28 protein-coding genes are annotated in these 22,185 nt (G+C 66.1%); 16 read left to right on the top strand and 12 right to left on the bottom strand.

Going from position 1 to position 22,185, the window contains the following annotated elements; genetic code table 11:
- From BSQ44_RS23345 to BSQ44_RS23330, 4 genes are all read right to left on the bottom strand, one after another.
- Positions 1–1,290: a L,D-transpeptidase family protein gene (locus BSQ44_RS23345; RefSeq protein WP_072607441.1), complete on the bottom strand. Its 1,290-nt coding sequence runs from the start codon at positions 1,288–1,290 to the stop codon at positions 1–3.
- A gap of 217 nt (positions 1,291–1,507) precedes the next feature.
- Complete coding sequence (locus BSQ44_RS23340) at positions 1,508–2,458, bottom strand: acetyl-CoA carboxylase carboxyltransferase subunit alpha (RefSeq protein ID WP_072607440.1); 951 nt, start codon at positions 2,456–2,458, stop codon at positions 1,508–1,510.
- 105 nt (positions 2,459–2,563) lie between these two features.
- Positions 2,564–3,484, bottom strand: a complete 921-nt coding sequence (locus BSQ44_RS23335) for a site-specific tyrosine recombinase XerD (RefSeq protein ID WP_072607439.1) — start codon at positions 3,482–3,484, stop codon at positions 2,564–2,566.
- Positions 3,485–3,500: 16 nt separating this feature from the next.
- Complete coding sequence (locus tag BSQ44_RS23330; protein WP_072607438.1) at positions 3,501–3,650, bottom strand: histidine kinase; 150 nt, start codon at positions 3,648–3,650, stop codon at positions 3,501–3,503.
- Positions 3,651–3,803: 153 nt separating this feature from the next.
- On the opposite strand from BSQ44_RS23330, the gene BSQ44_RS23325 reads away from it, so the two are divergent.
- From BSQ44_RS23325 to BSQ44_RS23305, 5 genes are all read left to right on the top strand, one after another.
- The gene (locus tag BSQ44_RS23325; RefSeq protein ID WP_072607437.1) at positions 3,804–4,394 is read left to right on the top strand and encodes a shikimate kinase; all 591 of its coding nucleotides are present in this window, start codon (positions 3,804–3,806) and stop codon (positions 4,392–4,394) included.
- The gene (gene aroB / locus BSQ44_RS23320; RefSeq protein ID WP_072607436.1) at positions 4,391–5,524 is read left to right on the top strand and encodes a 3-dehydroquinate synthase; all 1,134 of its coding nucleotides are present in this window, start codon (positions 4,391–4,393) and stop codon (positions 5,522–5,524) included. Before BSQ44_RS23325 ends, aroB begins: the two co-directional genes overlap by 4 nt.
- On the top strand, positions 5,521–6,807 hold the full coding sequence (locus BSQ44_RS23315; RefSeq protein ID WP_072607435.1) for an HlyC/CorC family transporter: 1,287 nt from the start codon (positions 5,521–5,523) through the stop codon (positions 6,805–6,807). The genes aroB and BSQ44_RS23315 overlap by 4 nt, the downstream gene beginning before the upstream one ends.
- A gap of 91 nt (positions 6,808–6,898) precedes the next feature.
- On the top strand, positions 6,899–7,135 hold the full coding sequence (locus tag BSQ44_RS23310) for a type II toxin-antitoxin system Phd/YefM family antitoxin (protein ID WP_072607434.1): 237 nt from the start codon (positions 6,899–6,901) through the stop codon (positions 7,133–7,135).
- Positions 7,132–7,530 carry a type II toxin-antitoxin system VapC family toxin gene (locus tag BSQ44_RS23305; RefSeq protein WP_072607433.1) on the top strand — a complete coding sequence of 133 codons (399 nt, stop codon included), beginning with the start codon at positions 7,132–7,134 and terminating at the stop codon, positions 7,528–7,530. The genes BSQ44_RS23310 and BSQ44_RS23305 overlap by 4 nt, the downstream gene beginning before the upstream one ends.
- 7 nt (positions 7,531–7,537) lie before the next feature.
- On the opposite strand, the gene BSQ44_RS23300 is transcribed toward BSQ44_RS23305, so the two are convergent.
- Positions 7,538–7,840, bottom strand: a complete 303-nt coding sequence (locus BSQ44_RS23300; RefSeq protein WP_072607432.1) for a BolA family protein — start codon at positions 7,838–7,840, stop codon at positions 7,538–7,540.
- A 125-nt stretch (positions 7,841–7,965) separates the two neighbouring features.
- Here BSQ44_RS23300 and BSQ44_RS23295 point away from each other — a divergent pair, with 125 nt between their 5' ends.
- The 6 genes from BSQ44_RS23295 to BSQ44_RS23265 all read left to right on the top strand — a co-directional run bounded on the left by BSQ44_RS23295 (position 7,966) and on the right by BSQ44_RS23265 (position 13,678).
- Positions 7,966–8,580, top strand: coding sequence for a J domain-containing protein (locus BSQ44_RS23295; protein WP_072607431.1), 615 nt, complete (start codon positions 7,966–7,968; stop codon positions 8,578–8,580).
- A gap of 84 nt (positions 8,581–8,664) precedes the next feature.
- Positions 8,665–9,651 (top strand): cobaltochelatase subunit CobS, encoded by a 987-nt coding sequence (cobS, locus tag BSQ44_RS23290; protein ID WP_072607430.1) that lies wholly within the window; start codon positions 8,665–8,667, stop codon positions 9,649–9,651.
- 256 nt (positions 9,652–9,907) lie between these two features.
- The gene (locus BSQ44_RS23280; protein WP_235633296.1) at positions 9,908–10,177 is read left to right on the top strand and encodes a type II toxin-antitoxin system HicB family antitoxin; all 270 of its coding nucleotides are present in this window, start codon (positions 9,908–9,910) and stop codon (positions 10,175–10,177) included.
- Between the two features lie 10 nt (positions 10,178–10,187).
- Positions 10,188–12,092, top strand: a complete 1,905-nt coding sequence (cobT, locus tag BSQ44_RS23275) for a cobaltochelatase subunit CobT (protein WP_072607427.1) — start codon at positions 10,188–10,190, stop codon at positions 12,090–12,092.
- Between the two features lie 8 nt (positions 12,093–12,100).
- Entirely contained in the window at positions 12,101–13,117 is a 1,017-nt protein-coding gene (locus BSQ44_RS23270) for an esterase-like activity of phytase family protein (RefSeq protein WP_235633295.1), read from the top strand.
- Between the two features lie 210 nt (positions 13,118–13,327).
- Entirely contained in the window at positions 13,328–13,678 is a 351-nt protein-coding gene (locus tag BSQ44_RS23265) for a VOC family protein (protein ID WP_072607426.1), read from the top strand.
- A 22-nt stretch (positions 13,679–13,700) separates the two neighbouring features.
- On the opposite strand, the gene BSQ44_RS23260 is transcribed toward BSQ44_RS23265, so the two are convergent.
- The 3 genes from BSQ44_RS23260 to rpmB all read right to left on the bottom strand — a co-directional run bounded on the left by BSQ44_RS23260 (position 13,701) and on the right by rpmB (position 15,389).
- Positions 13,701–14,375 (bottom strand): spermidine synthase family protein, encoded by a 675-nt coding sequence (locus BSQ44_RS23260; RefSeq protein ID WP_072607425.1) that lies wholly within the window; start codon positions 14,373–14,375, stop codon positions 13,701–13,703.
- Between the two features lie 11 nt (positions 14,376–14,386).
- Entirely contained in the window at positions 14,387–15,013 is a 627-nt protein-coding gene (locus tag BSQ44_RS23255; protein ID WP_072607424.1) for a queuosine precursor transporter, read from the bottom strand.
- A 79-nt stretch (positions 15,014–15,092) separates the two neighbouring features.
- The gene (gene rpmB, locus BSQ44_RS23250; protein WP_072607423.1) at positions 15,093–15,389 is read right to left on the bottom strand and encodes a 50S ribosomal protein L28; all 297 of its coding nucleotides are present in this window, start codon (positions 15,387–15,389) and stop codon (positions 15,093–15,095) included.
- A 292-nt stretch (positions 15,390–15,681) separates the two neighbouring features.
- Between rpmB and BSQ44_RS23245 the strand changes: the two genes are divergently transcribed.
- From BSQ44_RS23245 to BSQ44_RS23235, 3 genes are read left to right on the top strand one after another with little or no spacing between them, the layout of a single operon-like run.
- Entirely contained in the window at positions 15,682–16,476 is a 795-nt protein-coding gene (locus BSQ44_RS23245; protein WP_072608245.1) for a DUF3108 domain-containing protein, read from the top strand.
- Between the two features lie 37 nt (positions 16,477–16,513).
- Positions 16,514–17,407, top strand: a complete 894-nt coding sequence (yddG, locus tag BSQ44_RS23240; protein WP_072607422.1) for an aromatic amino acid exporter YddG — start codon at positions 16,514–16,516, stop codon at positions 17,405–17,407.
- A complete protein-coding gene (locus BSQ44_RS23235) occupies positions 17,404–18,075 on the top strand; it encodes a lysoplasmalogenase (RefSeq protein ID WP_083534883.1) in 672 nt (223 codons plus the stop codon). The genes yddG and BSQ44_RS23235 overlap by 4 nt, the downstream gene beginning before the upstream one ends.
- Here the strand turns inward: BSQ44_RS23235 and BSQ44_RS23230 are convergent.
- Both BSQ44_RS23230 and gloB read right to left on the bottom strand, forming a co-directional pair.
- Entirely contained in the window at positions 18,050–18,502 is a 453-nt protein-coding gene (locus tag BSQ44_RS23230) for a cupin domain-containing protein (RefSeq protein WP_072607421.1), read from the bottom strand. The genes BSQ44_RS23235 and BSQ44_RS23230 overlap by 26 nt on opposite strands.
- Positions 18,502–19,269 carry a hydroxyacylglutathione hydrolase gene (gene gloB / locus BSQ44_RS23225; RefSeq protein WP_072607420.1) on the bottom strand — a complete coding sequence of 256 codons (768 nt, stop codon included), beginning with the start codon at positions 19,267–19,269 and terminating at the stop codon, positions 18,502–18,504. The genes BSQ44_RS23230 and gloB overlap by 1 nt, the downstream gene beginning before the upstream one ends.
- 100 nt (positions 19,270–19,369) lie before the next feature.
- Between gloB and BSQ44_RS23220 the strand changes: the two genes are divergently transcribed.
- Together BSQ44_RS23220 and BSQ44_RS23215 are read left to right on the top strand one after the other, a co-directional pair.
- A complete protein-coding gene (locus BSQ44_RS23220) occupies positions 19,370–20,125 on the top strand; it encodes a class I SAM-dependent methyltransferase (RefSeq protein WP_072607419.1) in 756 nt (251 codons plus the stop codon).
- Between the two features lie 44 nt (positions 20,126–20,169).
- Positions 20,170–20,361, top strand: a complete 192-nt coding sequence (locus BSQ44_RS23215; RefSeq protein ID WP_072608243.1) for a hypothetical protein — start codon at positions 20,170–20,172, stop codon at positions 20,359–20,361.
- Positions 20,362–20,368: 7 nt separating this feature from the next.
- On the opposite strand, the gene metW is transcribed toward BSQ44_RS23215, so the two are convergent.
- Positions 20,369–20,983: a methionine biosynthesis protein MetW gene (metW, locus tag BSQ44_RS23210; protein WP_072607418.1), complete on the bottom strand. Its 615-nt coding sequence runs from the start codon at positions 20,981–20,983 to the stop codon at positions 20,369–20,371.
- Positions 20,980–22,155: a homoserine O-acetyltransferase MetX gene (gene metX, locus BSQ44_RS23205; RefSeq protein ID WP_072607417.1), complete on the bottom strand. Its 1,176-nt coding sequence runs from the start codon at positions 22,153–22,155 to the stop codon at positions 20,980–20,982. Before metX ends, metW begins: the two co-directional genes overlap by 4 nt.
- Between the last annotated feature and the right edge of the window lie 30 nt (positions 22,156–22,185).

The following is a 22,185-nucleotide window of genomic DNA, read 5'->3' as shown; positions in this document are numbered from 1 at the left end:
TCAGCTGCCGAAGAGATTGCCGATCGATCCGACGCGCTTGCGCACCGCGCCGAAGAGGCCGCCGCCGGCCTCGTCGGTCTCAACCGTCTCGGCCGCCGGCGCCGGTTCGGCGGCCGCGGTTTCGGCGGCCTTCGCGGCTTCCGCCGCCTGGGCTGCCGCGACCTTGGCCGCTTCCGCCTCCGCTACCTTCAGCGCGGCGGCAGCCTTCTTTTCTTCTTCGGCCTTTTTCTTTTCGGCTTCCTTGGCCTCGATCTCGGCCATGCGGCGTCCGGCGGGCGAATCGATGCGGCCCATCCGCGCCGTGGTGGAAACCACGGTGCCGTCGGGTGCGAGCGACGGCGGCTCCACCGGCACGCGTTCGCCGCGAGAGCGCTTCTTCGACCATTCGGCCACGAGCTTCGCCTCCTGGAGGCCGGCGATCGTGGGGCTCGGCGGATTGGACGCGCGTCTGGCAGCATGCGAGGCGAAGGCGCTGTCGAACTGGCTCTTGTAGCTCTGGTAGGCCGACATCAGGGCGTCTGGCTGGCTCATCGGAGGGCAGGCTGCCGTCGGCTGGAAGACCGCGCCGTTTCCCGGGATGCGGTTGAAGACGTAGCGCTTCTCGCAGACGTCGACCTTCGGCGGAACCTTGGTGATCTCGAAGTGGTCGTAGCCTTCCTTCAGCATGGTCCAGAATTCGTAGTTCGGGTCGTCCTTGTAGCGCGCCATGTTCTCGGGCGTCATGCGGAACGGGAACGCCTGGATCTGGAATTCTGTCTGGCCGCCGCGGAAGGCGTCGCGGGCGAAGGCGTAGATTTCCTCCACCTGTGCGTCGGTCATGGAATAGCAGCCCGAGGACGAGCAGGCGCCGTGCACCATCAGGTTGGAGCCGGTGCGGCCATGGGCGCGGTCGTAGGCGTTGGGATAGCCCATGTTGAACGCCAGGTGATAGTTGGATTGCGGGTTCAGCTGCGAAGGCCGCACGTCGTAGAAGCCTTCCGGGGCCTGCCGGTCGCCCTCGACGAACTTCGGCCCGAGCTTGCCCGACCATTTGCAGATGTCGTACGTCGCGATGAGGTCGTAGCGGCCCGACTTCTTCTGCTTCCAGATTTCCAGCTTGCCCTCTTCCTTGAAGACGCGCGCCATCACCGGGGCGTCCTTCTCCATGCCCTTGGCCTGCATGGAGGCAAGGATCTGGCTGGGAAGCTGCTTGTTGGCCTTGATGCCGGCGGAATTCAGGGCGGTTTCGGTGCAGCCCGCAACCGCGAGCGCGGCGGCGAGGATGCTGATCCGGGTAAGGCTGGCAATCATGCTCAAGACTTCAAAACCTGCGTTCGCGGTACGGGAGGCCGGGCAGTTGCCGCGACCGATCCGCGGGGACGTTACGGCCGTTAACCTTGAGAATTGCTTACCGCAAGGTCCCGTCCGCCCCTCTCACGCAAACGTCATAGGGCCACAGGATTGTCGATTTTATGGCGGGAGCGCTGGAAAGCTTGCGAAATAGCGAAGGCGCGCCCGGCGCTGACGGCTATATGTTCCGCCCGATCGCCAGGAACTTGTCGCGGCGATGCTCGCGGTAGTCCATGTTGGAACCGGCGAGTTCGACGAACGCCTTGTCGATCTGTTCGCCCACCGACCTGATCGCCGCCTCAGGCCCGCGATGGGCGCCGCCTAGCGGTTCGGCGACAATGCCATCGATGACCTTCATGTCGAGCAGATCCTTGGCGGTGATCTTCATCGAGGTCGCGGCGTCGCGGGCGCGGGTCGAATCGTGCCACAGGATCGAGGCTGCTCCCTCCGGCGAGATGACCGAATAGATCGAGTGCTCGAGCATGTAGACCTTGTTGGCGGTGGCAATGGCAATGGCGCCGCCCGAGCCGCCTTCGCCGATGACGACCGACACCACCGGCACCTTGAGGCCGAGAGAGGCCGAGGTGGAGCGCGCGATCGCCTCGGCCTGTCCGCGCTCCTCCGCGCCGATGCCGGGATAGGCTCCCGCCGTGTCCACCAGCGTCACCAGGCGCACCTTGAACCTGTCGGCGAGCTCCATGATCCGCACGGCCTTGCGGTAGCCTTCCGGCCGCGCCATGCCGAAATTGTGCCGGAGCCGGCTCTTGGTGTCGGCGCCCTTTTCCTGGCCGAGGATCGCGACGGGCTCGCCACGGAAGCGGGCGAATCCGCCGATGATCGCCTCGTCGTCGCCGTAGAGGCGGTCGCCGGCGAGTGGCGTGAAGTCGGTGAAGAGCGACCCGACGTAGTCGAGACAATGCGGCCGGTCGGGATGGCGGGCCACCTGCGCCTTCTGCCAGGGCTGGAGCGCCTTGTAGATGTCGCGCAGCGCGTCGCTCGAACGCTTCTCGAGCCGCGCGATCTCGTCCGCGACGTTCACGGATTCGCCGCTTTCCGAGAGCTTCTTCAGCTCCAGGATCTGGCCTTCAAGATCGGCAACGGGTTTTTCGAATTCTAGATAATTGTACATTCGCTACTGGACCGACGCCGCCTCGAGCCCGTGAAATCGCGTACCGGAACGCTGGCTGAACGTCCCTACGGGCTGAAAAGTTGCCTCCACATAGCGTTCGGGGGGCTAGTCGGCAAGCGGATGGTGTTCGTTCACCAGCCTGACCAGCCGTTCCTCCAGCACGTGGGTGTAAATCTGGGTGGTGGATATGTCGGCGTGGCCGAGCAGCAACTGCACGGCGCGCAGATCGGCGCCGTTCTGGAGCAGGTGGCTGGCAAAGGCATGGCGGATGACGTGCGGGGATATAGCCGACACCGGAACGCTGGCCCGCGCGGCGAGCGCCTTGAGGTCGCGCGCGAAGACCTGGCGCGGCAGGTATCCCGTCTCGGAGCGGGCCGGAAACAGCCAGGGGCTTTCGGCGCTCGCCGGATTCTCCGCCCTCACGCGCAGCCAGGCGGACATCGTCGCGCGCGCCTTGGCCGAGAGCGGCACCATGCGCTCCTTGTCGCCCTTGCCCCGCACGACGAAGAAGCGGTCGTCGCGCAGCGCCACGCCGAGCGGCAGCCCGACGAGCTCGGTAACGCGCAGGCCCGTAGCGTAGAGCACCTCGACGAGGGCGTGCAGCCGGACCGCCGCTTCCCTGGAAACGCCCGGCGGGGGCGCTGCCGCCTCCGCTTCGGCGCGTTCGATCAGCCGGCCGGTTTCGGCTTCGCTCAGCGTCTTGGGCAGGGAGCGCGGCTTCCGCGGTGCCTCCGCCGTGCCGGTCGGGTCGTCGGGCCGGATGCCTTCCGAATAGAGGAAGCGGAAGAACTGCCGCAGCGCGGAGAGCTTCCTCGCCTGGGTCGAGGCGGCAAAGCCCTGCGCGGCGATCCCTTCGAGGTGCGCCCGCACGTCGAGCACCGAAGCGTGCGCTAGGCCGCGGTCCTTCGGCATCGCGCCATGGGCGTCCTCGAGGTCGCGGCGATAGGCGTCGAGCGTGTTGGCCGCCGCGCCGCGTTCGGCGCTCATCATTTCCAGGAATGCTTCGATCGCGGCGTTGCTGTTCATCGGTGCGGGACGCGCGTCACTCGCGCGGATTGAGCCTTTCGGCGGGGATGCGAACCGTCATCTCGCCCTTGTTGGGCTCGACGAACGTAACAAGCGCGAACATTGCGCCGTAGGCGATCCCAACCAGTATTGCGATCGTCACAAGAAACCGAAAAAGGGTCGGCATACTGCTTTTTCTAACCCCATTCATGTCCCGCCGCCTTCCTTATGCGTCGCGGGTCGACCTAATTCAACCCTGGCAGGGGTGGCGGTTCCGGCGCGGCTTGCTTGACGCCAGCGGCCTTTTCATGTGCATACGCCGCTTGAGGGAACGAGACCGATGAACGCCGTGGCCGAAGCCATCGACCTGAAGCTGCGAGAAAAACTCGGCGGCCGCTCGATCGTCTTCGTGGGGCTCATGGGCGCTGGCAAGACGGCGATCGGACGCAAGGTCGCGCAGATGCTGGGCATGCCCTTCATCGACAGCGACCAAGAGATCGAGAGCGTGTCGCGCCTGACCGTGCCGGACCTGTTCGAGCTTTATGGCGAACCGGAGTTCCGGTCGCTGGAGCGCCGCGTGATCGCGCGCCTGATCGAGGAAGGCGGACGTGTCGTGTCCACCGGTGGCGGCGCCTTCATGAACGAGGATACGCGTGCCGCGATCGCCGCGAACGGCGTCTCGATCTGGTTGAAGGCGGACCTCGACGTGCTCATGGAACGGGTCGTCAAGAACCGCAACAGGCCGCTGCTCAAGAACCCGGACCCGAGGGCGGTGATGCAGCGGCTCATGAAAGACCGCTATCCCGTCTACGCACTGGCGGACGTCACGGTGCCGACCCGCGCGGAGTCCAAGGAAGTCATCGCCGCGGAGGCGATTGCGGCGCTGGCCGCGTATTTCGACGGATCGAAAACGGTGAAGGACGACGCATGACGGGCGACCCGGTCGGTAGCGAACCCGTGCGCGTGGAGGTCGGGCTCGGGGATCGCGCGTACGACATCCTGATCGGCCCCGGCCTGACGGAGCGGGCGGGCGCCGAGATCGCGGCGCGCATGCCCGGCGTGCGCGCGGCCATCGTCACGGACGAGAACGTCGCGGGCGCCCATCTGGAAGCCTTTGCGGCCGGCCTCGCGGCGGCCGACATTGCCTCCACCTCCATCGTCGTCGCGCCCGGCGAACGCACCAAGAGCTTCGAACGCCTCCAGGACGTGGTCGACGGCATCCTGTCAGCGCGTCTGGAGCGCCGAGATATCGTCGTAGCGCTGGGCGGCGGCGTCGTCGGCGACCTCGCGGGGTTCGCCTCCGGCATCGTGCGGCGCGGCATGCGCTTCGTCCAGGTGCCGACGTCGCTGCTCGCCCAGGTGGATTCCTCCGTTGGCGGCAAGACCGGCATCAACACGGCGCAGGGCAAGAACCTCGTCGGTCTCTTCCATCAGCCGCAACTCGTGCTCGCCGACACCGGCGTGCTCGACACCTTGCCGGAGCGCGAGTTCCGCGCCGGCTACGCCGAAGTCGCCAAATACGGGCTGATCGACCGGCCGGAGTTTTTCCAATGGCTGGAGGCAAACTGGCGCGAGGTCTTCGCCGGCGGTCAGGCGCGCACGCAAGCAATCGCCGAATCCTGCCGCGCCAAGGCCGAGGTGGTGGCGCGCGACGAATTCGAGACGGGCGACCGCGCTCTGCTCAATCTCGGCCACACCTTCGGCCATGCGCTGGAAGCGGCCGTCGATTACGACGGAGCGCGCCTCGTGCACGGCGAGGGCGTGGCGATCGGAATGGCGCTGGCGCACCGGTTTTCGGCGCGGCTCAACCAGTGCAGCCCGGATGATGCCACGCGGGTGGAAAGACATCTCTCCGCCGTCGGCCTGCCGACGCGCATGCAAGACATTCCCGGCAGCCTCCCTGACGCGGAGCGGCTTCTTTCCTATATTGCGCAGGACAAGAAGGTCACGCGCGGCGCACTAACCTTCATCCTGACCCACGGGATCGGGCAATCCTTCGTCGCGAAGGACGTGCCGGCCTCGGAAGTCTTATCGTTCCTCAGGGAGAACCATCCAGGATGACGACCGAATTGTGGGTGATCGGCGGTATCATCCTGGTGCTGATCATCTTCTCGTTCCTCTTCTCGGGCACCGAGACCGGCATGACGGCCGTCTCGCGGGCGCGCCTCCACTCGCTGGCGGCGGGGGGTGATCCCCGCGCCACGACCGTGGAGCGCATGATCGAGCGCAAGGACCGGCTGGTCGGGGCGCTGCTCATCGGCAACAACCTCGTCAACATCCTTGCATCGGCGCTCGCCACCAGCGTGCTCCTGTCGATCTTTGGCGACAGAGGCGTGGTCTACGCCACCATCGGCATGACCGTGCTTCTCGTCATCTTCTCCGAGATCCTGCCGAAGTCGCTGGCGCTGTTTAGGCCGGAACAGTTCGCGCTCTTCGTCTCGCCCTTCGCGCGGGTCGTCGTCTTCATCTTCGGTCCGGTCTCCAGCATGGCGAACTTCGTCGTGCGCGGCCTCCTGCAGCTCTTCGGCATCAACCTTGGGCGGGATGCGCCCATGGTCTCCGCCCATGAGGAACTGCGCGGCACGGTCGAGGTCCTGCACCGCGAGGGCGCCTTCGTGAAGCAGGACCGCGACAGGGTCGGCGGGCTGCTCGACCTCGCCGAACTCGAAGTCTCCGACATCATGATCCACCGCACGGCCATGCGGATGGTCAATGCCGACGCCCCGGCGGACGTGGTCGTCCGCGACATCCTGCAAAGCCCCTACACCCGCATGCCCATCTTCAAGGGCGAGACCGACAACATCGTCGGCGTCGTCCACGCCAAGGATCTTTTGCGGGCGTTGCACGAGGTCGGCAACGATCCGGCACAGATCGACATCATGGCGGTGGCCAGGAAAGCCTGGTTCGTGCCCGACACGACCACGCTGCGCGACCAGCTGAACGCCTTCCTGCGCCGCAAGGCCCATATCGCCATCGTCGTCGACGAGTACGGCGAGGTCGAGGGGCTGGTGACGCTCGAGGACATCATCGAGGAGATCGTCGGCGAGATCGCCGACGAGCACGACGTTGACATGCAGGGCGTCAAGCAGGAAGCGGACGGATCGGTGGTGGTCGACGGCGGCGTGCCTATTCGCGACCTGAATCGCGCGCTGGACTGGGAGCTTCCCGACGACGAGGCGACCACCATCGCCGGCCTCGTCATCCACGAGGCGCAGATGATCCCGGAGGAGAAGCAGGCCTTCACCTTCCACGGCAAGCGCTTCATCGTCATGAAACGCAACCGCAACCGCATCGTAAAGCTCAGGATCCGGCCGCTGGAAACTAACCTGGTGAAAGGGGTCTAGGGCGGCCTGCTGCGCTTTCTGATCTTGTGACCATGGTCATTGACCATGGTCACTTCTAGCCTTACCCTTATGGGACGGAAGGGATGCGGCGATGACCGAGCATGTCTCAAAGTCCAGGTTCAAGGCAAAGGCGCTCGAGTATTTCAGGCGAGTGGAGGCCAGTGGCGAACCCATCGTCATCACCGAGCGGGGAAAGCCGACGCTCGAACTACGGCGCCTTCAAGCCGAGCAACCTGGTCCCAGCGAAGCACTCAAGGGAAGCGTGCTTTGGTATGATGATCCTTTCGCTCCTGCGGTGGACGAGGAGGAGTGGGAATCGCTCGGATGATCCTGCTGGACACGCACGTTCTGGTATGGTGGGCAGGAGGCGACATCCAGAAATTGAGCGAACAGGCTTCGCGTGCGTTGGCGGCCGCGCAGGACGACGGGCGAATATATGTCTCGGCGATTTCCGCCTGGGAGATCGCGGCACTAGTGGCTCGCGGCCGGATCGGTCTGGCTCTGGAGCCGCAGGCATGGCTCGATGAGGTTGGTCGGTCGAAGGCCGTCGAATTTGTGCCCTTGGACAATTCGATCGCCGTCCAATCCACTCGCCTGCCCGGCGATTTTCACAAGGATCCGGCCGACCGCTTCATCGTGGCCACCAGCCGCCACATCGGTGTTCCGGTGGTGACGGCCGACGACAAGATCCTTCATTACGAGCATGTAAGGACCATCTGGTAGTCCCCGCTCACCACCGTGTCGGTTCGCCCGGCGCGGCGGGTTCCACGGCCAGCGCATGCACCCCGCCGGCCAGTTCGTCGGCCAGCAACTCGTTGACGGCACGGTGGCGCTCGATACGGCTCATCCCCGAGAAGGCGGGGGCGACGATGCGGACGCGGAAATGGGTTTCGCCCTTGCCGTCGAATTCCTCGTGGTGGCCGGACTCTGCATGGTGGTGGCCGGCGTGCAGATGACTCTCGTTCATCACCGTCAGGCGTTCGGGCGAGAACCTGTCCCGGAGCTTGGATTCGATGCGCGACTGGATGGACATGATGAAGTGCTCCCACCATATGCGAAAAAACTCTGCGCCGGGGGGCGCAAATCGGGGGTTAGGGTCATCCTTCCCGAAAAGTCAATTCTTGTATCGCAGTGCGAAGCACCCATAATCGATCCGCCATGAAGCCGAACTCGAAACTCTTCGACCGGATTCGCATCCGGCCCGACCCGGATGCGGAGGTGAAGTCGCGCGCGCCGCAGTGCCAGTGGGATGGCTGTGCGGAAGCGGGGCTGCACAAGGCTCCGGTCGGCCGCATGAAGGAAGGGGAGTATTTCCGCTTCTGCCTCGACCACGTGCGCGCCTACAACAAGGGCTACAACTATTTCTCCGGGCTCGGCGACACCGACATCGCGCGCTTCCAGAAGGAGGCGCTGACAGGCCATCGCCCGACCTGGACGATGGGGATCAACAGCAGCACCAGGAGCAGCCCCGACATCGCGCAGAAGCGGTCGGGCCGTGCCGGCTACTACAGGAGCGTGCGCGATCCATTCAACCTGTTCGGCGGCGAGGAGCGCCCGCAGCCCAAACAGCGCCGCGCCAAGCCGCTTGAGGCCAAGGCGCTGGAAACGCTTGGACTTGATGACAAAGCGACTGGCGCCGACATCAAGGCGCGCTATAAGGAACTGGTGAAGCGCCATCATCCCGATGCGAATGGTGGCGACCGGGGTTCGGAAGACCGGTTCCGCGACGTGGTCCAGGCCTACCGTGTGCTCAAACAATCGGGTTTCTGTTGAGCGCGGCGTCTGCTAAGGACAGCCCCCGAAAAGCAAGGACAATATGAACGGCAGCGCCCGTACGGCCGGTGCGCCGGAGGCATGATGAACAAGATCGACCGCGATATCGCCAATCTTCCCGACACCACCGTTTCGGTCAAGGAGGTCTTCGGCTTCGAATCCAGCATGGTGGTCCCGGCCTATTCGGTCGCCGACCCGCACGTGCCGGACGTCGACCCGGACTACCTGTTCGACCGCGAGACGACGATGGCCATCCTGGCCGGCTTCGCCTTCAACAGGCGCGTCATGATCTCGGGCTACCATGGCACCGGCAAGTCCACCCACATCGAGCAGGTTGCGGCCCGCCTCAACTGGCCGATGGTGCGCGTCAACCTCGACAGCCACGTCAGCCGCATCGATCTGGTCGGCAAGGACGCGATCGTTCTCCAGGAGGGCAAGCAGGTCACGGAGTTCCGCGACGGCATCCTGCCCTGGGCCTACCAGCACAACGTTGCGCTCTGCTTCGACGAGTACGACGCCGGCCGGCCGGACGTCATGTTCGTCATCCAGCGGGTGCTGGAGTCCTCCGGCCGCCTCACCCTGCTCGACCAGAGCCGCGTCATCCGGCCGCACCCGGCCTTCCGCCTCTTCGCCACCGCCAACACGGTCGGCCTCGGAGACACCACCGGCCTCTACCACGGCACGCAGCAGATCAATCAGGCGCAGATGGACCGCTGGTCCATCGTCACCACGCTGAACTACCTGCCGCACGACAACGAAGTGAACATCGTGCTGGCCAAGGCCAAGCACTACCGCAACGACAAGGGCCGCGACATCGTCAACCGCATGGTCCGCGTCGCCGACATGACCCGCTCGGCCTTCATGAACGGCGATCTCGCCACCGTCATGAGCCCGCGCACCGTCATCACCTGGGCCGAGAATGCCGAGATCTTCGGCGACGTCGGCCACGCCTTTCGCCTGACCTTCCTCAACAAGTGCGACGAACTCGAACGCGCCCTGGTCGCCGAGTTCTACCAACGCGTCTTCGGCGAGGAACTGAAGGAGAGCGCGGCGAACGTGGTGCTGGGGTAGGATGGTTCACGCGGTTCGCTGCGATGGGTAAGACTATCGAGCGGATGCGGTCTAATCCACTCGCCGATTGGCGGATCAAGGATGTGGAAAGGGCTTGCGCGGAAGCTGGTATCGCCTGTCGGAAACCAAGCGGCGGTTCACATTACAAGATCGGCAATCCGCAGGGTGGTCGTCGGCTTACGATACCGGCACGACGCCCGATAAAGCCGGTATACATAGTGATGCTGGTGAAGTTCCTTGATGAGGAGGGAACACGATGATGGACAATTCGAACGTCACCGTATCGGATGGATCTCTGTTCGACCCGACCGCCTATGAGGTTGTATTGCGGCCACTCGGCGCCTCGGAAGGAGGCGGTTGGCTTGCGACCATTCCGGCGCTGCCCGGCTGTACCGGCGATGGGGAAACCGAAATGGAAGCGATCAAGGATGTCAGGCTGGCAGCGCTCGAATGGGCCCATGCGGCAATGAACGATGGCGAGCGGGTCCCTGCGCCTTCGACGCAAAAAGCAGTAGCTGCAGAGTAAGAACGACGAGATGGCAGGTCCCGGAGACAATCAGCGCGGCGGCAAGCCGAAATCGGGCGGCGAGGGCGAGGCCTTCAAGCGCGCCGTGACCGTGTGCATGCGCGCGATTTCCGGCGACCACGACATGGAAATCTCCTTCGCCAAGGACAAGCCGGCGCTGGCCGGCGCGCGCGCCCGCCTGCCCGAGCTGCCCAAGCGTCCAACCAGGGCCGACATCGCCATCACCCGCGGGCTCGGCGATTCCATGGCGCTCCGCCGCGCCTGCCACGACAGCGCCGTCCACAACCGCCTCGCGCCCGAGGGCAAGCAGGCCCGCGCCATTTTCGACGCCGTCGAGCAGGCGCGCGTGGAAGCGATCGGCTCGCGCGCCATGACGGGCGTCGCCGACAACATCGCCTCCATGCTGGAGGACAAGTTCCAGAAGGCCAACCTCGCCGGCGTCACCGAAAAGGCCGACGCGCCTCTCGAGGACGCCATCGCCCTCATGGTGCGCGAGAAGCTGACCGGGCGCGCGGCGCCGAAGAGCGGCGAGAACCTTGTCGGCCTGTGGCGCGACTGGATCGAAGACAAGGCCGGCGAGAACATCGAGGGTCTGGCCGGCAAGCTGGAAGACCAGAACGCCTTTGCCCGCGTTGTACGAGACATGCTGGCCTCCATGGACATGGCCGAGGAACTCGGCGACGAGGACCAGTCGGACGAGAGCGACGACTCAGACGACCAGCCCGAGGGCGAGGACCAGAGCGAGGAGGGCGGCGAGGAGGACACGGGCGCCGACCAGTCCGAATCGGAAGAGTCCGATCAATCGAGCGAGGACCAGGAGGCCGGCGAGAGCGAGGCGAGCGACGCCACGGCCGAGGATCTGGCCGAGGAGGAGGATGTCGACGCCGAGACGCCCGGCGAATCCAAGCGTCCCGACTTTCCATATGCCAACCTGCCGCCAGATTTCGACTACAAGGTCTTCACAACCGCCTTCGACGAAATGATCGGCGCGGAGGAACTCTGCGACGAGGAGGAGCTCGATCGGCTGCGCGCCTTCCTGGACAAGCAACTGACCAACCTGCAGGGCGTCGTCGGCCGGCTCGCCAACCGGCTGCAGCGCCGCCTGATGGCGCAGCAGAACCGGTCCTGGGACTTCGACCTGGAAGAGGGGTATCTCGATCCGGCGCGGCTCGTGCGCGTCGTCATCGACCCCATGCAGCCGCTCTCCTTCAAGCAGGAGCGCGACACCCGCTTCCGCGACACCGTGGTGACGCTGCTGCTCGACAATTCCGGCTCCATGCGGGGCCGGCCGATCACGGTCGCCGCCACCTGCGCCGACATCCTGGCGCGCACGCTGGAGCGCTGCGGCGTCTCCGTCGAGATACTCGGTTTCACCACGCGCGCCTGGAAGGGCGGACAGGCCCGCGAGAAGTGGCTCAAGGACGGCAAACCGGCCAATCCGGGCCGCCTCAACGACCTGCGCCACATCATCTACAAGTCGGCCGACGCGCCATGGCGCCGCGCCCGGCGCAATCTCGGCCTGATGATGCGCGAGGGCCTGCTCAAGGAAAACATCGACGGCGAGGCGCTGCTCTGGGCGCATCACCGCCTGATTGCGCGGCGCGAGCAGCGCAAGATCCTGATGATGATCTCGGACGGCGCGCCGGTCGACGATTCCACGCTGTCAGTAAATCCAGGCAACTATCTGGAGCGCCATTTGCGCGCCGTCATCGACCTGATCGAGACCCGCTCGCCGGTCGAACTCATCGCCATCGGCATCGGTCACGACGTGACGCGCTACTACCGCCGGGCGGTGACCATCGTCGACGCGGAGGAACTCGCCGGCGCCATGACCGAGCAGCTCGCCTCGCTCTTCGCCGAGCAAGGGGCGGACGCTCCGCGGCGCGGCGGCGTGCCGATGCGCCGCGCGGGCTGACCCGCTTGGTGCCCCGGCCGCTCCTGCGCCTCGTCGCTGTCTCGCTGGCCGCGTCCTGCGCCCTGGCGCCGCTGCCGGCGGCCGCGAAGCCCGCCGAGGTCGAACACCCCGCCATCAGGGCCTGGCCCATCGGGCATTTCAGGATCGGTTCGGACGAGACGCGCTTCGGCCCGCTGGAATTCGTCGGCGGCCTCGAAATGTCCTCCTCGGACTGGGATTTCGGCGCGCTGTCGGCCTTCCGCTTCCTCGAAGCCGGAACCCGCTTCGTCGGCGTGGCCGATACCGGCTTCTGGTTCTTCGGCACCGTCGCGCGCGACGAGACCGGCCGCCCCGTCGGCTTCGACGACTTCACCATGCAGCAGATGGTGGACGAGAAAGGCGACATCATCGGCGAAAAGTGGAACACCGACGCCGAGGGTCTCGCGGTGCGGGACGGCGTCGCCACCGTCGGCTTCGAACGAGAGCACCGCGTCTCCGAGTTCCGCCTGACGCCGGAGGACATGAAGGCGCCGCTGCGCGACCTCGACTTCCTCGTCCCGGCCCACGAACTGCGCCGCAATCGCGGCTTCGAGACGATTGCCTTCGCCCACCCGCACGGCATTCACGAGGGCGCCCGCGTCGTGGTGTCGGAAAAGAGCCTCGACAGACGAGGCAACATCTTCGCCGCCATCATCGAGGGTCCGGCCAAGGGTGTCTTCACGGTCGCGCGCCGGGGCGAGTTCGACATCACCGACGGGGCATTCCTGCCCGGCGGCGACCTCCTCCTGCTGGAACGCAGCTACTCCGTCGGCAAGGGCGTCGGGATGCGCCTGCGTCGCATTCACGGCGAAAGCATCATGCCCGGCGCGCTGGCCGACGGCCCGATCCTGATGGAAGCCGACATGGGCTACCAGATCGACAACATGGAAGGCATGGACGTCTGGCGCCGCGGCGACGGCGCCCTGATGGTGTCAGTCGTTTCCGACGACAACCACTCGCTCCTTCAGAGGAACCTCTACCTGGAGTTCGTCCTGCACGAGGAATGATGCGAAGATCTCGATCGGATCGGCAAGTAATGTGGGAGCGGTTGGCTTCCCGGTCCTGACGCGGGAAACCGGCTGGCACCATCCGGTTATCCGACGCCGCGCCCGGTCTGAATTACCGGTTACAATTCTTCAAGCCCTCACCCGCCGATCCGTCTACGTTCTTCGCACATGCGCGGAAGATTTGCCGCGCGGATCCATCGGAGACAGCGAATGACAGTCAGGCGGATCGTTGCCAACATCGCCGCCGACAATGCCGAAGCGGCTGCACGTTTCTACGGCGGTGTCTTCGAACTGGATATCCTGATGGACCTCGGCTGGATCGTCACCTTTGGTTCCGAAGAGCGAATGCAGGTGCAGTTGAGCGTCATGACCGAGGGCGGTGCCGGGACGCCGGTTCCCGACATATCGATCGAAGTCGCCGACCTCGACGAGACCTTGGCGCGCGTCGTTCAAGGCGGCTACGCGATCGAATACGGTCCGATCGACGAGCCCTGGGGAGTACGACGGTTCTTCGTGCGCGATCCGTTCGGGCGCCTGGTCAACGTGCTGGCGCACCTGTAGCGCCGAGCGCGCCCGCCTTCCGCTACGCCGGCCTGACCGCCACCCACACCACATGCCGCGCGCCGCGCTTGCCGCTGGCGCGTACCTTCTCCTCCGTGACTTCGAAGCCCGCCCGCCGCAGCCGCCGGGTGAAGCCCGCGTCCGGTCCCGACGACCAGACCGACAACACTCCGCCCGGCCGCAGCGCGCGGAAGGCGGCGGCGAGGCCGGCGGCGTCGTAGAGCGCGTCGTTCGACCTGCGGCTGAGACCTTCCGGGCCGTTGTCGACGTCGAGAAGGATGGCATCCCAAGCGCTCTCGGCGGCGCGGATCAGAAGGCAGACATCCGTCTCCTCGACCCTCACCCGCGGGTCGTCAAGGCAGCCTTGGAAAACCTCGGCCATCGGTCCGTGCGCCCAGGCAACCACGGCCGGCACCAGTTCGGCCACTGTCACGCCGGCTGGCCCGAGCTCCGCGAGCGCCGCGCGCAAGGTAAAACCCATGCCGAGCCCGCCGATCAGGACCGCCGGCTCCGGGCGGTCGCCGAGCCTTGCGAGCGCCAGCCTCGCCAGCGCCTCCTCCGAGCCGCCCATGCGGCTGTTCATCAGCTCGTTGGTGCCCAGCATGATGGAGAACTCGGCGCCGCGCCGCTTGAGGCGCAATTCCGTTCCGGGTTCTCCCGGAACGGCCGCGGAGGCGAGATGGACCCAGGGGATCACAGCCTATCCGGCTACCGCGACGCAGCGTGAGGCTCGGGCCGCAGCACCGAAAGCAGCGCGCCGTACGGCACTAGCATGGCGAGGCCGATCAGGATCTTGACGCAGAAGTCTCCGATGGCCAGCGAAACCCACAGCGGCACCTCGCCGCCCAGGAAGGCCACCGGGAAGCCGAGCGACCCGTCCTCCATGCCGAACACGGCATCGATGCCCGAGAAGGCAGCCGAGAAGGCCAACCCGAAGAAGAGGACCGTGTCCAGTACCGAGCCGATCAGCGTCGAGATGAAGGGCGCCTGCCACCACGCGTTGCCGCGCAGCCGCTCGAATACCGAGACGTCGAGGAACTGCGCCGCCAGGAAAGCCGTGCCGGAGGCAATGGCGATGCGCGGCGTCGCCAGCCAGACCGAGAGGACGACGGCGATGACGAAGCCGGCCAGCACCACCCTCCGCGCGGCGCGGGGGCCGAAGCGGCGGTTGGTCAGGTCGTTGACGAGGAAGGCGACCGGATAGGTGAAGGCACCCCAGGTCAGGATCTCGCCGAGCCCGAAATGCGCGAACGGATACTGGACGAGGAAGTTGGAGGCGGCGACCACGGCCGCCATGGCCGCGACGAACGGCAGTATGCGATGCGTGCTGGTCATTTTTTTATCCTGGGTGATGGAACCAGAAAGGCGGGCCGAGAGCCCGCCTTGCGCGATGAATCGGACGGAAGAGGGCGGATCAGGCCGCCTGCTGTTCCGCCAGCTTCTTGGTGATCTGCTTCTTCAGCAGGCGCGCCCGCTGCGAGAGCTCGGTGTTGTCGGCCTTCATCAGGAAGGCGTCGAGGCCGCCGCGATGCTCGACCGAACGCAGCGCGTTGGCGGAGATGCGCAGGCGCACGTTCTGGTTCAGCGCTTCCGAAATCAGCGTCACGTTGACGAGGTTCGGGAGAAAGCGGCGACGCGTCTTGTTGTTGGCGTGGCTCACATTGTTGCCGTAGAGGACGGCCTTGGCGGTCAGTTCGCAAGCGCGTGACATGGTTTCTTACCTTCGGTTCTCTGCCGGACCAATCGACCCACCCGCGCCAGACCGGTTGGCGCGCGGGATATGTCAGGCGGCCTCATTGGAAAAAGTCGCGCCTGCATAGTGGCAAACGGCCGGATCGTCAAGCGTACCCGCGCCTCCGAAGACAGCCCGCATGCGAAAGGTCCGTGCATTTCGCATCGTGCGCATGGATATCCAAACCTTTGCCGCATTCAAGCCGTTATTCGGGATGCTCGGAAGGGATGAACCGGGCCGGTCGCGCCCTATTTCCGGAACCATGAACAGAATGACACGATCGCCCCTTCTCGCCGGTCCCGCGCTTGCGGCCCTGCTCGTCGCCGCCGGACCCCAGGCCGCCGTGGCGGCGCCCTCTACCGTCCAGTCGGAATATGCCGTCTCGCTGTACGGCCTGACGCTGGCCAAATCGAGCTTCCGCAGCACGATCACCTCATCGGGCTACGAACTCGACGGGACGCTGCGCAGCGCGGGGCTCGCCAGCGTCTTCGACGACACCGTCGGCACCGTCCGGGTCAGCGGTCGCTTCGGCGCCGAGATGCCGCGCCCCGACGCCTATACCGTCGACTACGTTTCGGGAAAGAAGAAGAAGAACACCCGTATCACCTTTGCCGGCGGCAACGTCGTCAGCGCGCAGAACACGCCGCCGGTGCGCACCAACCGGCCGGGCTGGATTCCCATCGCTTCGGGACATCTCGCCAACGTGGCCGATCCCCTGTCCGCGACCCTGGTGCCGGCCGGCAGTCCCGACGAGGTCTGCCGGCGCACCATCCGCATCTTCGACGGGGCCATGCGGGCCGACCTGCGGCTGGCGCCGGCCGGCCGCGGCGAGATTTCCATCCCGGGCTACGAGGGCGCGACGGTCCGGTGCACGGCGAGCTTCGTCCCGGTCTCCGGCTTCCAGCAGGGCAAGGACTCCATCAAATACCTGCGCGACAGGGCCCGCATGACTGTGGCCTTTGCGCCGGTCGGCGCGACAGGTGTATATGCGCCCGTCGAAGCCTCGGTCTCGACCCAGATCGGCACGGTCAAGGTCAGGGCGCTGCGCTTCGAAGCCATCGAATAGCCGGGAGCCAGCCGCTCCGGCCCTGCTGGAGCATGGAATGGGACGGGCGACGCTGATCGGCTTCTCGGCGGTGATGATGTGGGCGTTGCTGGCGCTCTTCACCGATGCCTCCGGCGCAGTGCCGCCGTTCCAGCTCTCTGCCATGTGTTTCGCCATCGGCGCCGGCGTCGGTCTCGTGGCGCGCGCCTTCGGTCCGTCGGCGAAAGCCGCGGCGCCGATCCCGCCGGTGGTCTGGGTGGTCGGCATCGGCGGCCTGTTCGGCTACCACTTCTTCTACTTCACTGCGCTACGAAACGCGCCGGCCGTCGAGGCGAGCCTGATCGCCTATCTGTGGCCGCTGCTCATCGTGCTCGGTTCCGCCCTGATGCCGGGCGAGCGGCTCGGCTGGCATCACGTCGTCGGCGCGCTGATGGGGCTCGCCGGCACCGGGCTGATCGTATCGAAGGGCGGTGGTTTCGAGTTCGAGAGCCGCTATGCCTTCGGCTATGCCATGGCCGGCATCTGCGCGCTCTTCTGGTCGTCCTATTCGCTGCTGTCGCGCCGCTTCGAGGACGTGCCGACCGCCATCGTGACCTGGTTCTGCGCGGCGACCGCGCTTCTGTCGCTCGTCTGCCATCTGGCGCTCGAGGAGACGGTCTGGCCGGCGGGCGCGGGCGAGTGGCTGGCGGTCGCGGGTCTTGGCCTCATGCCGGTGGGTGCGGCCTTTTACGCCTGGGACCACGGCGTCAAGCGCGGCAACATCCAGGTGCTGGGCGCGGCGAGCTATGCCGCTCCGCTGCTTTCCACCGTCATCCTGATCGCCTTCGGCTTCGCCGAACCCACTCTCCCGATCGTCGGCGCCTGCCTGCTCATCACAGCAGGCGCGGCGCTCGCGGCAAAGAATATGCTCTTCAGACCGGCGAGATCCGCCGTGGCGGAGCCGGGCGAATGATGCCGTTCCCCGGAGGCCCGGAAGCGCTGCCCAACGGCACGCTGCTGCTCTCGGTCGTGGCGGCCGTGCTCTACCTCTTCATGACGGGGCGCGAGCCCTCCTGGCGGCGCACGCTGGCCAAGACCGCATCCACGGCGCTGCTCGCAGTGCTCGCCTTCCTCGTCGGTGGACCCGTCCTGCTCGTCGTGGCGCTGGCGCTGAGCGCGGCCGGAGACGCCTTTCTCGCCCATGAGGGCGAACCCGCCTTCATGGCCGGGCTCGGCAGCTTCCTTGCCGCCCACCTCGCCTACATCGTGCTCTTCGCGCAGTCCGGTGCCGGTCTCGCCGCGCTGGCCGCCGAACCATGGCGTCTTGCCGCCGCGTTGCTGATGCTCGCCTTTTCCGTGGTCATGTTCCGGCAGCTTCGGCCGGTGCTGCCGCCGGGCCTCCTCGCACCGGTCGCCGTCTATGTTGCCGCGATCCTCGGCATGGGCGTCTTCGCGCTGACGCTTCCATCATGGGTGGTGATCGCCGGTGCGGTCCTGTTCATGGCGTCGGATGCCATTCTGGCCGCCGGTCGGTTCCTGATCGCCGAAACCTCGCCGCGGCAGGCAATCGTCCGCCCCGCGGTGTGGATCCTCTATTATCTCGCGCAGGTGGCGATCACGCTGGGCTTCCTGCTCGGCTGATCCCCGGCTCCCACCCCTCGGGCGCCATCTCGAAGGCCTCGAACGCGAAACCCGGTGCCACGGTGCAGCCGACCAGCGTGAAATCGCCGAGGCTTCTCGCCGCCTGCCACGCCCCTGCCGGAACCACCGCCTGCGGTCGCTGCCCGCCGAGAATGTCCGGCCCGAGGACAGTCGCTCTTGCCGGCGCCTGGCCGTCCGAAACTAGCAGTTCCAGTGGCGCACCGGCGTAAAAATGCCAGACCTCAGCCGCGTCCCTGACCTTGTGCCAGGCCGATACCTGCCCGCGCTCGAGCAGGAAATAGATCGCCGTCGAATGGCCGCGCTCGCCGCCCGCCCCGTCGCGAAAGGTCTCGACATACCAGCCGCCCTCGGGGTGCGGTTGCATGCCGAGCGCTTCCACGATCCGGCGCGGATCGGCCTCGCCCATCAGAACACGTCCTTGCGCTTGCGGATCTCGGCGAACACCGCCTCGTCGCTGGCGCTCTCCATGCCGAGGTTGCGCCGGATGACCGGGTCGTGCGCGCGCATGAAGGGGTTGGTCGCCATCTCCTCCATCAGCGTGGTCGGAAGCGTCGGCTTGTCCTCCGCCCGCAAGCGGTCGATCCCCGCCGCGCGCTCCTTCAGCGCCGAGTTCGTCGGATCGACCGACAGCGCGAAGCGGGCGTTCGCCTGCGTGTATTCGTGCCCGCAATAAACCACCGTGCTCAGCGGCAGTGCCGCCAGCTTCTTCAGCGAATCGAACATCTGCGGTGGCTTGCATTCGAACAGCCGCCCGCAGCCGAGCGCGAACAGCGTGTCGCCGGTGAAGGCGACATGCGATTCGGGAAAGTGATAGCAAACGTGTCCCGCCGTATGCCCCGGCGTGGAAATGACCCGCACCTCTTCCTTGCCGAACATGAAGGTGTCGTTGTCCTTCACCGTGCGGTCGATGCCTGGGATTTTCGCCGCTTCCGCCTCCGGCCCGATGATGGTCAGCCCGAACCTCTCCTTCAGCGCCATGTTGGCCTCGACGTGGTCGCCATGGTGATGCGTCGTCAGGATCATGGTCGGCTTCCAGCCGGTGCGCTCGATCGCCGCCAGGATCGGACGTTCCTCCGGCGCGTCGATGATCGCGGTCTCGCCGCTCTCGGGATCGTGCGCGAGCACCCCGAAATTGTCGCTGCGGCACATGAACTGCTCGATCTGCAGAGCCATTCGCATCTCCTCGTGATTTCGATGAAACGATAGGGCGCGTTCCCCGGTCGCGCCACCCCTTCCTTGCGGAGCGCGGCGGGCACGGATACCGTCCCGGACCATGTACTCCGACATCGTCGACCTGCGTTCCTTCTATTCTACCACCCTCGGCCGCCTCGCCGAGCGATCGATCGCCATGGCCCTGTCCAGCGTCTGGGCCGGTCTGCCGAACGAACGCCTCGTCGGGCTCGGCTACGCCCTGCCGTGGCTCGACCGTTTCGGAACCGAGGCGGAGCGCGTCTTTGCCTTCATGCCGGCCTCCCAGGGCGCCATCAACTGGCCGCCCAACGGCCCTTCCGCGACCGCGCTGGTCTTCGACGAAGAACTGCCGCTCTTCGATTCCTCCATCGACCGCATGCTCCTGGTGCACGCGCTCGAACACGCGGAAAATCCGCGCGAGACCCTGATGGAGATCTGGCGCGTGCTGGCGCCGGGCGGACGGCTCATCATCGTCGTGCCCAACCGGCGCGGCGTCTGGGCGCGCTTCGAGCACACGCCCTTCGGCACCGGTCGCCCCTGGTCGCGCGGCCAGCTCACCACGCTGCTGCGCGAAACCAACTTCACGCCCTCGGCCTGGAGCGAGGCGCTGCTCTTCCCGCCATCCCGCAAGCGCTGGGTCTTGCGCTTCCACCAGATACTGGAACGCAGCGGGCGCCGCTTCTGGCCGATGTTCTGCGGCGTGCTCATCGTGGAAGCCCAGAAGCGCCTCTACCAGGGCCTGCCGGTCGCGCAGCGTGCCTCGCGCCGCGTCTTCGTGCCCGTACTCGCACCCCAAGGCGCAAGCGCGGCGCGCGAGGGAGACTTAACGCAGCGTTAACCATGTTTCCGGATCATTCCTTCGGGCTTCCGGGGGAATCGGCGATGGTTTTCTGGCGCTTTGATCAGAAGACGACACTCCTCACCATCGTGCGCGAGCTTCATGCGCGCGGCGTGTCGCTGGACGACATGGACGTGAGGCTCTGCGAGATCGGGCCGGTCGACCTCGACCTTCTGCGGGAGTGCTTCGACGAGGTGGCGAAGGAGCTCGCCGATCGCGACCCCGTCGCCGCCTGAGCGCCATTCAGCGCTTCAGCACGAACACGGCCTGCTGGCCGAAGAAATTCCAGAACCACCACGGCATCGACACCCCGATCGGGTGTCCGTCCCGATCCAGCGCCATCGCGCTCTCCACCGTCGCGCCGATCTCGTCGCACAGGTTGATGAAGTCGCGGATGGTGCAGAAGTGGATGTTGGGGGTGTTGTACCAGCTGTAGGAAAGTTCCCGTGTCACCGGCATGCGGCCGCGAAACAGCAGCGAGAGACGCACCTGCCAGAAGCCGAAATTGGGGAAGGAGACAATCGCCCGTTCGCCGATGCGCAGGAGATCCGTCAGTACCTCCTTCGGATTGCGCGTCGCCTGCAGCGTCTGCGACAGGATCACGTAGTCGAAGCCCTTGTCCGGATAGAAGACGAGGTCGGTGTCGGCGTCGCCCTGGATCACCGAGAGCCCGCGGGCGACGCTCTCGTTGACACCGCGCTGGGAGATTTCCACGCCGCGCCCGTCCACCTGCTTGTCGAGTTCCAGATACTCCAGCAGTTCCCCGTCGCCGCAGCCGACGTCGAGAACACGCGCGCGCGGCTTGATGAAGTCTGCGATGACTTTGAGGTCGATGCGGGGTCCGTTGCGGCCGGTCATGCGAGTTCCTCCAGTCCGCGCGCGCGGGCGGCGGAACGCAGGAAGCCGCTGACGGCGGCAAACATTTCCGGCTCGTCCAGCAGGAAGGCGTCGTGGCCGCGATCGGTCTCGATCTCGACGAAGGAGACGGAGGCGCCGGCGGCGTTGAGTGCATGCACGATGGTGCGGCTTTCCTCGGTCGGGAACAGCCAGTCGCTGGTGAAGGAGACCAGGCAGAAACGCGTCTTCGTGCCCGTGAATGCGTCCGCCAGTCGTCCGCCATGGTCGGCGGCGAGGTCGAAATAGTCCATCGCGCGGGTCATGTAGAGGTAGGAGTTCGCGTCGAAGCGGTCGACGAAGCTCATGCCCTGGTGGCGCAAGTAGCTCTCGATCTGGAAATCGGCGTCGAAGCCGAAGGTCAGCGCCTCCCGGTCCTGCAGGTTGCGGCCGAACTTGCGGTGCAGCGCCGCCTCGGAGAGGTAGGTGATGTGCGCGGCCATGCGTGCCACCGCCAGCCCCTTCTCGGGCCGCTTGCCGGCCTCGATATAGCGCCCGCCGCACCAGTCCGGGTCGGCCATCACGGCCTGCCGTCCGACCTCGTGGAAGGCGATGTTCTGCGAGGAATGCCGCGCGCCGGTGGCGATCGGCAGCGCCGTCAGAACGCGCTCGGGATAGCTCGCCGCCCATTCCAGCACCTGCATGCCGCCCATCGAGCCGCCGATCACCGAAAACAGCCTGTCGATGCCCAGATGGTCGACCAGCATGACCTGGGCGCGCACCATGTCGCGGATGGTCACCACCGGCAGGTCCAGCCCCCAGGGCTTCCCGGTATGCGGATTGATCGAGGCCGGTCCGGTCGAACCGAGACAGCCGCCGATGACGTTGGAACAGATGACGAAGAAGCGGTCGGTGTCGATGATCTTACCGGGGCCGATCAGCACTTCCCACCAGCCGGGCTTGCCCGTCACCGGATTCGGGTTGGCGACGTGCTGGTCCCCCGTCAGCGCATGGCAGATCAGCACGGCGTTGGACCGCGCCTCGTTCAGCGTGCCGTAGGTCTGGTAGGCGATCTGGAACGGCGACAGCGTCTTGCCGGAATCGAGCCGGAGCGGGTGGTCGGGTCCGAAGCGAACGACGAGGCTCGTCGGCTCGTTGGCTTCGTTGTTCGAGGTGCGGACGCGCGGGGCGGCCATGGTGCTTCCTTCTGCCGACCAAAAAAAACC

It is taken from the genome of Aquibium oceanicum (assembly GCF_001889605.1).
In the GTDB taxonomy this organism is placed as follows: domain Bacteria; phylum Pseudomonadota; class Alphaproteobacteria; order Rhizobiales; family Rhizobiaceae; genus Aquibium; species Aquibium oceanicum.
This window is presented reverse-complemented; position numbering and strand designations above follow the sequence as displayed.